Raw genomic sequence first — 13510 nt, 5'->3', positions numbered from 1 at the left:
GAGTTAGCTTATTATGAAGAAGAATATCGTAATTCCTCATGAACATGGTGGATGGGCTATGGTTAGTATTCCATTCCTATTCGGAATCGTTGCAGGAACACCACAATGGATGCACTTGCTTCTTTTTCTGGCGTGGTTTTTTTTGTATTTGGCATCTTATCCATTTCTTAAAGCTGTAAAACGGAGTAAAGATCGTAAACACTTCATCCAATGGGGTACCCTGTATGGGTGTATTGCTCTTGGTTGTGTCATTATGCCACTGTATCAGAATCCTTCTTTATTTTATTTTGCGATTCCCCTTATTCTACTCTTGATTATTAACATATGGCATGCTAAACGTAAATCAGAAAGAGAATTTATAAATGATTTGTGTGCCATTCTTATCTTTTCACTTGGAGGTGCAGCCGCTTATTTAATCGGGAACGGAGACTGGGACCGAACGATGGCAATGGTTGTAATCTTTAACTTTATGTATTTTATGGGTACGGTATTTTTTGTGAAAACAGTATTTCGTAAAAGAGGAAATAAACGTTGGCTGACAGCAGCTTATATTTACCATGTGCTTCTGTTAATTTTACCGGGGATCTTAGGATATCCATGGATGACGTTATCATATATTTTTGCAGCCGCTAGAACATTCATCTATGGCGGTAAGCAATTGCGTCCAATGAAAGTCGGAATTATTGAGATTATTGGCTCGATCTTATTTTTACTGATATCTTTGATAGTTATAGAATATTTAAAGAGCTGGTAGCGTATGAAGACCTACGAGTAGAGAAGAGAACCACCAATATATAAAATGACATAAGATAGAATCTAGCAATCTACCTGACTATCATTCGAGTTTATGTTACAATGAACAGGTAACTTTGTTGAATTGTTGGGGAATTTGCCAGTACATAGAGTGTTATGCGAAAAAGTATATTTCATAATCGTGAAATAATAATTGTTATCATACGAATCCCGCTCCTAATTCAGTTGAATGGAGAGCGAGGAACAAATGGTTTGCGAGGAGGTCGCACTTAATATGACGGACTCCCAGATGGTTCGACAGATAAAAGAGGGCGATGTCGAACTTTATTCTGAATTAATGCGTCGATATCAGCGTAAAATACTAGCATTTGTATATCATATGCTTAAGAGCTCTAATATGGAGCTTATGGCGGAAGATTTATGTTCAGAGACTTTTTACAAAGCATATCGCAGCCTGAATACATTCAGGGAAGTAGATGCTTCTTTCTCTACATGGCTTTACACGATCGCCAGAAATACGGTTCTTAGTGAACTTCGGAAACATCGTAGTGGTAATATACCTCTAGAAGAAAGTGGTATCATCCCTGTTGCACCTCTCGAAGTAGCGCCAGAGCAAACGATTCTGCGCAATGAGAAGGTCAATATGGTAAGGGTAGCTATCAATAATTTGCCGGAGAAACAGCGATCTGCACTGATCTTACGGGAATATGATCAGCTTGATTATCAGGAAATAGCGAATATATTAGGGCAAAGTGTGAGTTCTGTGAAATCACTTTTATTTCGTGCGCGTTCTAGTGTGAAATTACAACTTGAGCCTTACTACTACGATCACATTAATGATGAATATGAAGGGATGACTAGCAGATGAAGTGCTGTGAGGCTCAGGAGTTATTCGGGTTAATGTGGGGTCTCCCCATTGATGACCCGAAGAGGCTAGTGTTAGAGCAACATATAGCAACCTGTAGCGAATGTTCAGCTGAATTTCAGTTTTGGGAAGAGAGTCAATGGTTTATTCAGGAACTAGATGATGAATTCACTGAGATGCAGGCAGAATCTATAAATCGTCAAGTGATGGATAGAATTTATAATGAGTCACCATGGTTAATACAGGATAAAAGCAAACCATTTGCAGTATCGGGAACGACAAGGCGGAAAATATCGCTGTGGATTACTGCATGCCTAATGGTGTTCTGTATTAGTTTTTTCTTTTTTATTATGATGGATCGATCGGCATCTAAGACAGAGCCTGTACCTTCGAATGGCATTTTACCAACAGGTATTGCAGGGAAACCTTCTATATTGCCACAAAACGGAACGTATATCATTCCTGAGTTAAATAGCGGTATTATTGAGCCACTTGTTGTTAGTATGGGACCGACACATCCTCTGTATTGGATGGTATTCTCTATACTGAGTGTAGCTCTAGCACTATTTTCACTGAAAAGGTTAAGCCGCATTCGTCGTTGATGAGGTTATGACTACCTTTACTTACTGGAATGGAGGATAAAGAAGATGAAGATAGGTCTGATTCGTCATGGTGTTACAGATTGGAATATGATTGGCAGAATTCAAGGACAAAGTGATATTCCATTAAATGATAATGGTCGAGGGCAAGCCAGAGCGTTAGGTGAACGATTACGAGATGAACCCTTGATATGGGATTATGTAATCAGTAGTGGTCTCTCACGCGCGGAGGAGACAGCATCTATTATTGCCTCGATAGTATCTATTCCGTTATTGGAACCGGATGCTCGGCTTTTAGAACGTTCCTTCGGGCAAGTGGAGGGACTATCTGCTGAAGAACGAGAGAAGAACTGGGGCAAAGAATGGGATCTGTTAGATGTAGGGCAAGAGAAGAAGGAAGCAATTCAAACACGAGGTCTTGCATTTATGGAGGATGTAGGGATTAAATATCCGGATAAGAACATTCTTGTAGTAAGTCATGGTGCGTTTCTAGCTGAGTTATATTCTGCCATGTTTGATGACCGCTGTACAGAACGGATTGGGAATTTGTCACTAACGATCCTTGAGAAAAAGGAAACGGAGTGGACACCTCTATTATACAACTGCACACGTCATTTACTTGAGAAACAACAGAAGTCCTAATGAGTAGGGCTTTTTTTTATGGGCATAAGTAATGTAACAATACCATCTAAGAACTTAGAAATTAGAATATAGGAGGTTTAGAATTAGAATAAAACGTCAACTATGTAATAAAAAATGATGTTTCTTTAGTACACCTAGAATACTAGAATGTATCAAATTGCTAAAACAGACCCATAATGTTACTAAAACGGCGAGGCGATCAACGATGAATCTAGCGGATATGCTCACGTTTGCTGACATTGGTCAGTTGACTACAATTGCAAGCCACTATCAATGCGAGTGCAAGCGTAATTCTAAACACGAGTTAATTCAGAGCATTTTGGTGACTTTGAATCGTAGTGAGTTTATTGGTCAACAAATTCGTTGTCTATCCGTGGATGATTTGCGGTTTCTTAACGCCATCTTATTTGACAGTCGAAGCTACTTCAATGTTGAAGAATTAATCGCCATTATCAGGCAGACGTCATTTCAAAACGTTGAGGAAGAAAGAATCAAAGATCAACCCAAAACTCAGAGTTCTCGTGAAGTGATTGCGCGTTTCAAAAAAAGTGGTTGGCTATTTAATGGGATGACACAGCATACGAGATACTTGTTTCAGATCCCCCAGGATTTAAAGGAAAGGTTCCGCAAGGAGCTGGGTAGTTATTTGAAGAGTACGGTAATCTACACAGAAGAGCCTACAATCTACCGAGAAGAGCAAGGATTACTGGTTGAAGATCTGTTAATATTTCTCCGATATATTCACCAGCAAGAGATAGAATTGAATCAAGAAGGTACGATGTATCGAAGAAATCAGCAACAGATAATGGACATGTTTCATATTACAGAACCACTGCTTTCGAAGGGGGGATGGCGGTTCGGTTATGGTAGAACTTTTCATACGTATCCGAGCAGACTAGCTTTAATTTATGATTATGCATTTCATATGAATTATATTGAAGAGATGGGTCATAGACTTAAGGTAACCCCCATGGGTATGGAAAGATTGGGGCAAGGGAAACACGAAGGTCTGGTGCAGATATTTCGTTATTGGTTAAGGATGTATAAACAACCCATACCGAACATATCGTCTCTTGTCTTTTGGATTGGACATTGTGCTCGTGAGTGGATAACTCTTTCTTCATTGCATGAGGCTCTAGGGTGGCTAATCAAACCTTATTATTACGATACCTCACAAACCATTATGGAGCAGCGAGTTCTTCAAATGATGATGCACCTTGGACTTGTTCGCATAGGGGGCACTGAAGAAGAGGGACCTGTTATCAAGATGACCTTATGGGGTAATAAAATGGTAGAAAATTGTACTCTTCATGCGAAAGATGACGAAGTGGATCTATGGATTGACAAGGTGTAATCCACTTGGTACAATCACTCCCAAGTTAAGGAGTGATGAGAGATGTTGATCCCCTATGGTGGTAAGTTACCTAAGTTACATACGTCCGTCTTTGTAGGTGAAGGTGCTAAGATTATTGGTGAAGTTGAAATAGGTGAAGATTCTAGTATATGGTTTAACGCTGTACTTCGTGGGGATATGGCTCCCATTATTATTGGAAGTCGCTGTAACATCCAAGACGGTACTGTAGGACATGTAAATACTTCACAACCCCTTATTCTAGCTAATGATGTTTCTGTTGGACATGCCGCTATTATCCACGGGTGCAATATAGGTAAAGGCACATTAATTGGAATGGGGGCTATAGTTCTCAACGGAGCAGACATTGGTGAATATGCTTTAATAGGTGCGGGTTCAGTCGTGACTGAGAACACAATCATTCCACCCTATACCCTTTCCTTGGGAACACCTGCTAAAGTGGTGCGCGAACTAACGGAGACAGATTTACAACGAATGGCGCTCACAATGACTAATTATGTAACCAAAGCAAAGGAGTATAGGATCTCTTAACCATTCGTTTGGAGGTGCATCCAATTTGGATAATGTGAAAGTTACTTATGAAGTCATGTTGGGATTAGCTGCTGAAATGGTCTGGGACGAATGCATACGTAAACACCGCTGTGAAGAGCTTTATAGAGAAATTGATAAGGCATTAGCAACAGGTGATAAAATGGCGTTTACGGAGCTTACAGATGAACTTAAATCCTTAGAATGAAGAAATGCATCTTTGCATTTCTTCTTTTTTAGTTTAAATTTAATGTTAAGAAGAAATAGAAAGGATGACAATGATGAAGTTCAGCGAAATATCTAGAGCATCATGGCCAGAACTACAACCCTATTTAGATACTTGTATTATTCCTTTCACAGGCCTCTCTGGCTTAGAATCCCCGGTTGAAGTTACGGAATCGTTGGAGAAACTGCGAGATTTTTTAGATATTGTTGAAACACGTTATCAAGGGAGGATTGTAACTTACCCTGCTTTTCATTATGGGAAACAAGAAGATTATAAGTTTTTAAATGAAATATGTCACAATGTTAAAAAAAGTGGGTTTAAGTATGTTATCATAATGACAACGGTTTCATTTGAATCATCATGTGAACATTGTGATTTAATTTTATCGCAACAGCACATGGAGAAGTCACGTAAGGGCGCTGAGAACATGCTATCATCTATCATACAAGAAGAGATTGAGAGTCTTTGGGGATTTAATGCCATACATCAAATGTGACAAATTTCCGACAATTTAATTATACAAATCTTTCTTGTTGACATGAAAATGAACATGAATTCTTGACGGTCTTAAGAGGCTAATATATTATTAATATGTCCTGGAAAATTGTGTGATTAATATCATTGAAAATGTGAAGAAATGGGTTTGAAGAGGGGGTTGAATCACATGGAAAACAACCAAAATGAGCAACATGAAGAAGAACACCTACCCAATAGTCGTAAAGAAATGTCCCGTCGACAATTTCTAACGTATACGTTGGGAGGAGCAACTGCTTATATGGCCGCTGGTGCAGTCTTACCAATGGTGCGATTTGCAGTCGACCCTATTTTGCATAAGAAAACGGATGGCGATTACGTAAAGGTAGTAGAAGTGAGTAAGATTACCAATGAACCCCAAGAATTTAAGTTCGAACTTAAGCAACAAGATGGATGGTATCCAAGTACAGCTAACTTAATTGCATGGATACGGAAGGACGAAACAGGCAATATGTATGCGTTGTCTCCCATCTGTAAGCATTTGGGATGTACTGTTGGATGGAATAACAATAAAAGTTTCCCAGATGAGTATCATTGTCCTTGCCATGGGGCTAGGTATACGAATGTTGGTAAGAACTTAGCGGTTTCTCCTAAACCACTCGATACTTACAAGCTTAAGATCGATAATGGTTGGGTCTACTTAGGAAGTACAGAACCAAATACGGAAGTGAAATAGGAGGCGATATTTCGGATGTTTAAGAATGTCTATAACTGGATTGACGAACGCCTCGATATCACGCCGATATGGAGAGACGTCGCGGATCATGAGGTTCCGGAACATGTAAATCCGGCGCATCATTTCTCTGCATTTGTTTATTGCTTCGGTGGACTGACATTTTTCATTACCGTCATTCAAATTTTATCAGGTATGTTTCTAACCATGTATTATGTACCAGACATTATGAATGCTTATAACAGCGTAGAGTATTTACAGACACAAGTAGCGTTTGGTCAAATTGTTCGTGGCATGCACCATTGGGGTGCAAGTTTAGTAATTGTAATGATGTTTCTACATACGATGCGTGTTTTCTTCACGGGTTCATACAAAGCCCCACGTGAAATGAACTGGGTTGTAGGGATGCTTATCTTCTTCGTAATGTTGGGATTAGGTTTAACAGGATATTTATTACCATGGGATAATAAGGCCTATTTCGCCACAAAGGTTACGATGGAAATTGCAAATTCAGTTCCTTATTTAGGTCCTGTGTTGAAGGAGTTAATGCAAGGCGGAACGATTGTTGGCGCTCAGACGTTAACACGATTCTTTGCACTACATGTATTCTTCCTCCCGGCTGTACTGTTAACTCTGTTGGTTGGACATTTCATCATGATCCGCAGACAGGGGATCTCCGGTCCACTATAAATAGAAGGGAGGGTTATGGATGGCACACAGCAAAGATTCGAAAGAGAAAGTTGTATTTGTTGGTGATTCGCGTGTTAAGAAGGCTAATGGTTTTATTGTGCCCCCAGATTACACTGCTTATCCAGGTAAATCAGAAGCTTTCATCCCTAACTTCTTATTAAAAGAATGGATGGTTGGGGTTGTTGTTCTAGTAGGATTCTTAGTGTTAACGATTGCTGAACCTGCTCCTCTGGGTTATCCAGCAAATCCAAGTGCAACTATAATTCCGATGCCAGACTGGTATTTCTTATTCTTGTATGAATATTTGAAATTACCCTATGCCTCAGGAGATTACGTAGCGTTAGGAGTCATTGGTGTAACCGGTGTAGCCTTCGGTGCTTTACTGCTCGCTCCATTCCTTGATACAGGGAAGGAACGTCGTTTCTATCGCAGACCGATTGCATCATCACTCATGTTACTTGCGATTGTAGCTATCGTATACTTGACCAACACTGCTTGGACTCACTATACACATGAACTAGCAGAAACAGGTCAGGTTCCAGAGCATATCCAGCGTGAAGAAGAAGCAGAAGAGAAACGTGCTAAAGGTCTTCCTACTTCTAATGCCATTGTCACAAAAGAAGTGGCAATCGTTGAGAAAGAAGATCCAGCAATGGAATCATACAAAAAGGCAGGGTGTATTACTTGTCATGCTGCGGATATGAAGGGTGCAGGTGGTCCGTCATTACGTGGAATCGGTGATGTGCATGATAAAGATGCGATCTTAACCATTATTAAAGAAGGTTATAATGGTAAGATGCAACCGCAATACGATAACGCTATTGCTGCGGGACTTACCGATTCAGACGTAGATCATCTTGCAGAGTGGCTTGCGAAACAAAAAGCAGAATAGTAGGATGTAATAAGATGAAACCTGATCGTATTAAACGATCAGGTTTTTTTGGGAAATTTGAAGAAGGTTAATTCGAACTTGAATGCGCTTAATTTGTTGGTAGTGCGTTACTATTAAGGAGGAACAATGGGTGTCGATTTCTTATTTATGGAGCCGGTCATTTCTAGGTCATCGTAAATTTTTATGGCTCTTATTTTTGTGTAATTTGGTTGGAACGGTATATGGATACATATGGTATGGAAGTCAAATGGAATATACGCTAGACAATTATGCTCCTTGGCTGATTGTGTTTGTTCCAGATAGTCCGACTGCAAGTTTGTTTTTCACTATAGGGATCGGATGTATATTATACACTCCTCGCTCCATATGGGGGACTCACATCCGTCATATTATTGAGGCACTTGCCGTAGTCACTTCGGTGAAGTATGGTCTATGGGCAAGCAGTATGATATTTGCTGGTCAATATCAAGGAGACCTTCTTCAATGGACAGATTGGATGTTAGTAGTATCGCATACAGCCATGGTCATAGAGGCTTTGTTATATGTACGCTTCTTCGGGTTTAAGTCTGGTGCGTTAATGGTAGCTGCTGCTTGGACGTTCCTAAATGATATAATTGATTATTCTTATGGAATATACCCTTGGCTTCCAAGAGTGTTATACGATGATGTCATTATCGTTCAATATTTCACCCTTTTACTTACATTCTTTAGCGTTGCTGTAGCCTGGGCTACATTAAAATTTGTTAGACATGATGTACAGAGATATTAATAATATCGATTGTTCTATAAGCATCCCTCTTGCCATACATATACGGTAGGAGGGATGTCCTATGTCTCGCGCAACGCTATTTCATCGGCTACTATCGATACTCTTGGTCATGATTATCGTCTTTATCGCAGATTATGGTGTGATATGGGCTGATGGATCGTCTTCACTGCCCTCTAAGCAAGCTGAACAGCTAAGTATGGCTGTGGAGACCCTATATCGTGATGTTGTAGATGGAAATATCATCAAAGTTCGAACGGAAACAGAACAAATTGAGAAATTGTTCACATCATCATCATTTCAAGGATTAACTGAGATTGAAGGTATTCATGCCCTGGCGGAATGTATTGTAGAAGTTAAAGTAGCGACAGCTCAAGCTTCACTACAGCCAGAGTTATGGTTACAAGCGACAGCCAAACTGCGCTTAGCTGCAAATAGTCTAAGTAATAAACAACAACCTTTATGGCATCAATATTATAAAGTTGTTCGTGAGGATCTAAGGATCATGCAGGACCAATTGAACTCGAATCATAAACAAGGGTTGAAAGATGCTTATGATAGTCTTCAAGCGCATTATGAATTGATCCGTCCTGCTGTTGTTATTCAGAAGAAACCTTTTGAGGTACATATGATTGATTCATGGATATCTTATGCTGGAGGGTTAATTACATCAAACACTTCCAAGTCGGAAGCCATACGGAATATGATTACCCAAGGTGAAGAGCATTTTAATGTGCTGTTTGGTAAAAAGAAGGACGAACCCGCTTTCGCGCCGCAAATTGAATTTAATTCTGCACAGAAAGGCGTATGGATGGGTGCATTATTCATCTTGTCCATTCTAACGTATGTGGGTTATCGTAAATATCGCGGGGCACAACATAACATGAAACCCTTTCCTCCATCCAAAACCTAAAGAGAGTCGCTTCAAGGCTGTTACTCGTGCCTTTGAAGCGACTCTCTTGTGGATTATTTATTCTTCTCTAAATCCTTCGCCATGTACATCGCGGACATCATTGATAATAATAAATGCTCTAGGATCTACCGATTTAACAATCATGGTTAAACGTCGTATTTCTTGCCTGGAGACGATGCAATAGACCATATATTTGGCTTGTTTAGAGTACGCACCTATAGCCGGAATTAACGTTACACCGCGATCCATCTCTTTCGTAATTAAGTCTGCCATCTCAGGTGCATGATCACTTATAATCGTGAAGGCTTTTGCAGCGTAAGCACCTTCTTGAATGAAATCTATGACTTTAGACGCTATAAATACGGCAACTAGAGTATACAAGATTTTCTCTTTAGGAATGAAGAGTAAAGATGCACCAATGATGATCACATCTAAAGCTAAAATAACCTGTCCCATACTCCAACCAAATTTTTTGTTACATATCCTTGCCACGATGTCAGATCCTCCAGTAGTACCCCCGAAACGGAATACAATACCAAGACCTGCCCCCAATGTAACTCCTGCATAAAGAGATGCCAGAATGTAATCGTATTGTGTTACAAATGGAGAGATCAATCCCATATGAATTAACTTTTCGAAGAACCATAGAAAAAATGTTAAAGAAAAGATGCCAAGCCCAGTATAAACCATCTGCTTCTTACCTAATGCCAGCCATCCTATTATAAATAAAGGAATATTAAGGATAAGTGTTGATAATGAAGGAGGGATATCGAAAGCATATTTAAGCAAGATAGTAACCCCTGTGATTCCACCCTCCATTAACTGGTTAGGTATAATGAAGTACAGAAGACCAAAGGCATAAATGGCCGTACCCACAATAATCGGGATGATCATTTTAAGACGTGAAATGATATTTGTTGATTTCATAGATCCCTCACCTATTCAGAAGTAGGAAAAACTTAGATTTTTTTGTCATTTATAGTATACCTGTTTCATAATGATTTAAAAATATTTGTTTCAAAATAGCTTTAATATGACATTTAGAGTAAAATGAATATCGAGAAAAATCCAATATGGCTAGAAGTATTTACTAAAGGGGATTAGTTCAAATATGGAGAAATCTTTAGCTGAAATGCAGCGTGAAGTGGACCGTTATATATCACAATTTAAAGAGGGATATTTCAGTCCATTATCCATGTTAGCGCGAATGTCGGAAGAAGTTGGCGAATTAGCGCGTGAGGTAAACCATCAATTTGGTGAGAAACCTAAGAAGCCCAGTGAAGAAGATAATTCAATTGAGTTAGAGCTCGGAGATATCCTTTTCATAACGATGTGCTTTGCCAATTCGCTTGATATTGATCTGAGCAAAGCTCATGATTCTGTCATGCATAAATTTAATACTCGTGATGCTAATCGTTGGACATTAAAGAACACCGATTAGTTTTTCTATACATATGCTATACAAAACCTATTTAAAGGTGTGAATAGCATATGAAATCGGAGGAATTTGTTCAACAAGCGTATCATTGTATTTTGCAGAACGACTTTATGGAAGCTATCCGTCTTTTTGAAGAAGCTATTGTTTTAAATCCGGACGATGCTGAGATTCATTATAAATGTTCGATTACCTATGCACGTAATAACCGTATTGATAAAGGAATAGAACATGCAGAAAGAGCTCTTGCACTCGAGCCGGATAAGGTCATATATAAGTATTATTTACAACATCTTAAAGCGATGAATCTGGTACGTGAGTCAAAGAAACAAATGGATCAGATGAATAGCACTTCTGTTGTAAATCTGTATCAAGTGGTTTTCTTATTAAAGGAAGCCATCGAATTAGACCCGTTAAATGGTGAAGCGTATGTATGGTTAGCTTTAACATACAGTGAGCTAAATGAACACGCGGCAGCCATTTCAACACTAAAAGAAGGTCTATTTCTAATGCCAGCGGATCAAGGACTGGATAAACTGTTAGATCAACTGAAGAAAAGATTTAGAAAGTATATAAACGATTCATTAACAGAGTGAGAAAGTGAGGGGTTTAAAAGAATGGCAGATCCGATAAGAGTAGCGGTCGTAGGTGCTGGAGGCCGCATGGGTAGAGAAGTAGTCAAGTTAGTTTTGGAGGATCAGGAACTTGAGTTAGTTACAGCAGTAGATCGTTCTGCAGGTGAAGTGGATGCTGGTAGCCTTGTTGGACTACCGGCATGTGGGGTTACGATTACTTCGGATATTGAGCTTGCTTTTGTAGAACATAAGCCTGATGTCATGGTTGATTTCACAACGCCACAATCTGCATATACGAATACGCTATTGGCGATTAAACATGGGGTTCGTCCTGTGATTGGAACGACGGGATTTACACCAGAACAGATTAAGGAACTGGACAAGCTATGCCAAGAGAAAGAAATTGGTGGTCTCATAGCTCCTAATTTCTCAATTGGGGCTATACTAATGATGAAGTTTGCAGCCCAAGCAAGTAAATACTTCCCGCATCTGGAGATTATCGAGTATCATGGGGATCAAAAGTTAGATGCACCCTCAGGAACAGCTATTAAAACGGCAGAAATGATTGTTGAGAATCGTAAGGAGCTTCGCCAAGGTAATCCTAGTGAAGAAGAAACGATTGAAGGAGCACGTGGTGGCTATTATAATGGATTCAGAATTCATAGCGTACGGTTACCCGGCGTATTTGCTCAGCAAGAAGTGATATTCGGAGGATTTGGTCAAAGTCTCAAGATTCGTCATGATTCATATGAGCGAGCTGGCTATATGCCAGGTGTAAAAGTAGGGATTCAAAAAGTAATGGAGTACACCGGACTAGTATACGGATTCGACCAATTCATTGATTAACTAGGAGAGATATAAACCATGAAAATTGCATTTATTGCTCATGATCGTAAAAAAGACGAGATGGTTAACTTTGTAATCGCCTATGAACATGTGTTTGAAGGCCAGGAGTTGTTCTCAACAGGAACTACTGGGCAGCGAATTATGGAAAATACGAATTTGAAAATTCATCGTTTCATGTCAGGTCCACTAGGTGGCGATCAACAGATTGGAGCACTCGTCGCTGAAAATGAGATGGATCTTATTATATTCTTGAGAGATCCGCTTATGGCACAACCACATGAGCCAGATATTAATGCTCTATTACGTCTGTGTGATGTTCAAGGGATTCCTCTTGCAACGAATATTGCAACTGCTGAAATTTTGGTTAAGGCATTAAACCGCGGTGATTTTGCATGGCGGGAACTCGTACATAAGTACAAACCAACTAGTGATGACCTATGACACAACAACTAGACATCCTTGTATTTGGTGCACATGCAGATGATGCAGAGATTGGAATGGCAGGTACGATTTATAAACATGTGGAAGCAGGTTACCGTGTAGGGATTTGTGATCTGACTTTTGCAGAAATGTCTTCAAATGGAACAGTGGAGATTCGCAAACAGGAAGCGGAAGAAGCGGGTAAGGTATTGAAGTTGGTTACACGGAGTAACCTTGGGCTTCCTGACCGTGGGTTGTACATGACCCCTGAGAATGTGAAGGCCGTTACAGAAGAAATACGTCGGCATGCGCCTCGAATGATATTTGCCCCTTATTGGGAAGATAGACATCCGGATCATGTTGCGTGTAGTAAATTAGTAGAAGAAGCTGTGTTTAATGCAAAACTTCGGCGGTATATGCCAGACAGTCCTTATGTAAACGTAGATCAATTGTATTTCTATTTCATTAATGATCTAGGAAAAGCTGATCTTATTGTGGATGTTTCAGAGCAATATGACATGAAGGAGAAGGCACTGTCTTGTTATCGGTCTCAGTTTGAGAAATCGGCCACGGAAGCTGTGTCTACACCGCTTAATCAAGGTTATATTGAACGGGTGAAATCACGAGATCGATTGGTAGGTCAACGTAGACTTGTACCTTTTGCTGAAGGATTTGCAGTCAAGAGCCCATTTCTGGTTGAACATTTCTAACATAAATCAATGATGAACATATCCGTTAAGGATATCAATTTTATATTCGTCTCCTACCATGCATAATATAG

The 13510-nt window shown here is 39.7% G+C and carries 19 protein-coding genes; 18 read left to right on the top strand and 1 reads right to left on the bottom strand.

What is annotated here, in order from left to right:
* Nucleotides 1-13: 13 nt before the first annotated feature.
* The 13 genes from AC1D7X_RS00525 (at nt 14) to AC1D7X_RS00465 (ending at nt 9453) form a co-directional block, all read left to right on the top strand.
* On the top strand, nt 14-754 hold the full coding sequence (locus AC1D7X_RS00525) for a YwiC-like family protein (RefSeq protein WP_495474446.1): 741 nt from the start codon (nt 14-16) through the stop codon (nt 752-754).
* A 273-nt stretch (nt 755-1027) separates the two neighbouring features.
* Nucleotides 1028-1621 carry an RNA polymerase sigma factor gene (locus AC1D7X_RS00520; RefSeq protein ID WP_495454558.1) on the top strand — a complete coding sequence of 198 codons (594 nt, stop codon included), beginning with the start codon at nt 1028-1030 and terminating at the stop codon, nt 1619-1621.
* On the top strand, nt 1618-2220 hold the full coding sequence (locus AC1D7X_RS00515; protein ID WP_495454559.1) for an anti-sigma factor: 603 nt from the start codon (nt 1618-1620) through the stop codon (nt 2218-2220). The genes AC1D7X_RS00520 and AC1D7X_RS00515 overlap by 4 nt, the downstream gene beginning before the upstream one ends.
* 45 nt (nt 2221-2265) lie before the next feature.
* Nucleotides 2266-2859 carry a histidine phosphatase family protein gene (locus AC1D7X_RS00510; RefSeq protein ID WP_495474445.1) on the top strand — a complete coding sequence of 198 codons (594 nt, stop codon included), beginning with the start codon at nt 2266-2268 and terminating at the stop codon, nt 2857-2859.
* A 205-nt stretch (nt 2860-3064) separates the two neighbouring features.
* Nucleotides 3065-4213 (top strand): hypothetical protein, encoded by a 1149-nt coding sequence (locus AC1D7X_RS00505; protein WP_495454561.1) that lies wholly within the window; start codon nt 3065-3067, stop codon nt 4211-4213.
* Between the two features lie 42 nt (nt 4214-4255).
* Nucleotides 4256-4762 (top strand): gamma carbonic anhydrase family protein, encoded by a 507-nt coding sequence (locus AC1D7X_RS00500; RefSeq protein WP_495454562.1) that lies wholly within the window; start codon nt 4256-4258, stop codon nt 4760-4762.
* A 25-nt stretch (nt 4763-4787) separates the two neighbouring features.
* Nucleotides 4788-4967, top strand: coding sequence for an IDEAL domain-containing protein (locus tag AC1D7X_RS00495; protein ID WP_495454563.1), 180 nt, complete (start codon nt 4788-4790; stop codon nt 4965-4967).
* Nucleotides 4968-5031: 64 nt separating this feature from the next.
* The gene (locus AC1D7X_RS00490; protein WP_495474444.1) at nt 5032-5481 is read left to right on the top strand and encodes a DUF2487 family protein; all 450 of its coding nucleotides are present in this window, start codon (nt 5032-5034) and stop codon (nt 5479-5481) included.
* Between the two features lie 168 nt (nt 5482-5649).
* The gene (locus tag AC1D7X_RS00485; RefSeq protein ID WP_495454565.1) at nt 5650-6195 is read left to right on the top strand and encodes a QcrA and Rieske domain-containing protein; all 546 of its coding nucleotides are present in this window, start codon (nt 5650-5652) and stop codon (nt 6193-6195) included.
* 15 nt (nt 6196-6210) lie between these two features.
* A complete protein-coding gene (gene qcrB / locus AC1D7X_RS00480; protein ID WP_495454566.1) occupies nt 6211-6882 on the top strand; it encodes a menaquinol-cytochrome c reductase cytochrome b subunit in 672 nt (223 codons plus the stop codon).
* A gap of 19 nt (nt 6883-6901) precedes the next feature.
* Entirely contained in the window at nt 6902-7774 is an 873-nt protein-coding gene (locus AC1D7X_RS00475) for a c-type cytochrome (RefSeq protein ID WP_495454567.1), read from the top strand.
* Between the two features lie 130 nt (nt 7775-7904).
* Entirely contained in the window at nt 7905-8543 is a 639-nt protein-coding gene (locus AC1D7X_RS00470; RefSeq protein ID WP_495454568.1) for a DUF1405 domain-containing protein, read from the top strand.
* Between the two features lie 61 nt (nt 8544-8604).
* The gene (locus AC1D7X_RS00465; protein ID WP_495474443.1) at nt 8605-9453 is read left to right on the top strand and encodes a sporulation protein YpjB; all 849 of its coding nucleotides are present in this window, start codon (nt 8605-8607) and stop codon (nt 9451-9453) included.
* 57 nt (nt 9454-9510) lie between these two features.
* Here AC1D7X_RS00465 and AC1D7X_RS00460 read toward each other — a convergent pair whose 3' ends face one another.
* Nucleotides 9511-10380 (bottom strand): YitT family protein, encoded by an 870-nt coding sequence (locus AC1D7X_RS00460; RefSeq protein ID WP_495454570.1) that lies wholly within the window; start codon nt 10378-10380, stop codon nt 9511-9513.
* Nucleotides 10381-10564: 184 nt separating this feature from the next.
* Here AC1D7X_RS00460 and AC1D7X_RS00455 point away from each other — a divergent pair, with 184 nt between their 5' ends.
* Genes AC1D7X_RS00455 through bshB1 form a run of 5 tightly spaced genes read left to right on the top strand, consistent with a single transcriptional unit; the run spans nt 10565 to nt 13439 of the window.
* Nucleotides 10565-10894, top strand: a complete 330-nt coding sequence (locus tag AC1D7X_RS00455; RefSeq protein WP_495454571.1) for a nucleotide pyrophosphohydrolase — start codon at nt 10565-10567, stop codon at nt 10892-10894.
* Nucleotides 10895-10944: 50 nt separating this feature from the next.
* Nucleotides 10945-11484, top strand: a complete 540-nt coding sequence (locus AC1D7X_RS00450) for a tetratricopeptide repeat protein (RefSeq protein ID WP_495474442.1) — start codon at nt 10945-10947, stop codon at nt 11482-11484.
* Between the two features lie 21 nt (nt 11485-11505).
* Nucleotides 11506-12309, top strand: a complete 804-nt coding sequence (dapB, locus tag AC1D7X_RS00445) for a 4-hydroxy-tetrahydrodipicolinate reductase (protein WP_495454573.1) — start codon at nt 11506-11508, stop codon at nt 12307-12309.
* Between the two features lie 18 nt (nt 12310-12327).
* Complete coding sequence (locus AC1D7X_RS00440; protein ID WP_495454574.1) at nt 12328-12750, top strand: methylglyoxal synthase; 423 nt, start codon at nt 12328-12330, stop codon at nt 12748-12750.
* Nucleotides 12747-13439: a bacillithiol biosynthesis deacetylase BshB1 gene (gene bshB1 / locus AC1D7X_RS00435; protein ID WP_495474441.1), complete on the top strand. Its 693-nt coding sequence runs from the start codon at nt 12747-12749 to the stop codon at nt 13437-13439. The genes AC1D7X_RS00440 and bshB1 overlap by 4 nt, the downstream gene beginning before the upstream one ends.
* Nucleotides 13440-13510: the final 71 nt, after the last annotated feature.

This window comes from Paenibacillus sp. Y568 (assembly GCF_059445545.1).
The sequence above is the reverse complement of the archived record's forward strand: the minus strand, read 5'-3'. Positions and strand labels throughout refer to the sequence as shown.

What these genes read in the sequence shown, in the direction of transcription:
- bshB1 (WP_495474441.1), top strand. Translation starts at nt 12,747, where the DNA reads ATGACACAACAACTAGACATCCTTGTATTTGGTGCACATGCAGATGAT.
- AC1D7X_RS00460 (WP_495454570.1), bottom strand. Translation starts at nt 10,380, where the DNA reads ATGAAATCAACAAATATCATTTCACGTCTTAAAATGATCATCCCGATT.
- AC1D7X_RS00505 (WP_495454561.1), top strand. Translation starts at nt 3,065, where the DNA reads ATGAATCTAGCGGATATGCTCACGTTTGCTGACATTGGTCAGTTGACT.
- AC1D7X_RS00465 (WP_495474443.1), top strand. Translation starts at nt 8,605, where the DNA reads ATGTCTCGCGCAACGCTATTTCATCGGCTACTATCGATACTCTTGGTC.
- AC1D7X_RS00450 (WP_495474442.1), top strand. Translation starts at nt 10,945, where the DNA reads ATGAAATCGGAGGAATTTGTTCAACAAGCGTATCATTGTATTTTGCAG.
- AC1D7X_RS00490 (WP_495474444.1), top strand. Translation starts at nt 5,032, where the DNA reads ATGACAATGATGAAGTTCAGCGAAATATCTAGAGCATCATGGCCAGAA.
- AC1D7X_RS00525 (WP_495474446.1), top strand. Translation starts at nt 14, where the DNA reads ATGAAGAAGAATATCGTAATTCCTCATGAACATGGTGGATGGGCTATG.
- AC1D7X_RS00515 (WP_495454559.1), top strand. Translation starts at nt 1,618, where the DNA reads ATGAAGTGCTGTGAGGCTCAGGAGTTATTCGGGTTAATGTGGGGTCTC.
- AC1D7X_RS00520 (WP_495454558.1), top strand. Translation starts at nt 1,028, where the DNA reads ATGACGGACTCCCAGATGGTTCGACAGATAAAAGAGGGCGATGTCGAA.
- AC1D7X_RS00510 (WP_495474445.1), top strand. Translation starts at nt 2,266, where the DNA reads ATGAAGATAGGTCTGATTCGTCATGGTGTTACAGATTGGAATATGATT.
- dapB (WP_495454573.1), top strand. Translation starts at nt 11,506, where the DNA reads ATGGCAGATCCGATAAGAGTAGCGGTCGTAGGTGCTGGAGGCCGCATG.
- AC1D7X_RS00455 (WP_495454571.1), top strand. Translation starts at nt 10,565, where the DNA reads ATGGAGAAATCTTTAGCTGAAATGCAGCGTGAAGTGGACCGTTATATA.
- AC1D7X_RS00485 (WP_495454565.1), top strand. Translation starts at nt 5,650, where the DNA reads ATGGAAAACAACCAAAATGAGCAACATGAAGAAGAACACCTACCCAAT.
- AC1D7X_RS00440 (WP_495454574.1), top strand. Translation starts at nt 12,328, where the DNA reads ATGAAAATTGCATTTATTGCTCATGATCGTAAAAAAGACGAGATGGTT.
- qcrB (WP_495454566.1), top strand. Translation starts at nt 6,211, where the DNA reads ATGTTTAAGAATGTCTATAACTGGATTGACGAACGCCTCGATATCACG.
- AC1D7X_RS00475 (WP_495454567.1), top strand. Translation starts at nt 6,902, where the DNA reads ATGGCACACAGCAAAGATTCGAAAGAGAAAGTTGTATTTGTTGGTGAT.
- AC1D7X_RS00500 (WP_495454562.1), top strand. Translation starts at nt 4,256, where the DNA reads ATGTTGATCCCCTATGGTGGTAAGTTACCTAAGTTACATACGTCCGTC.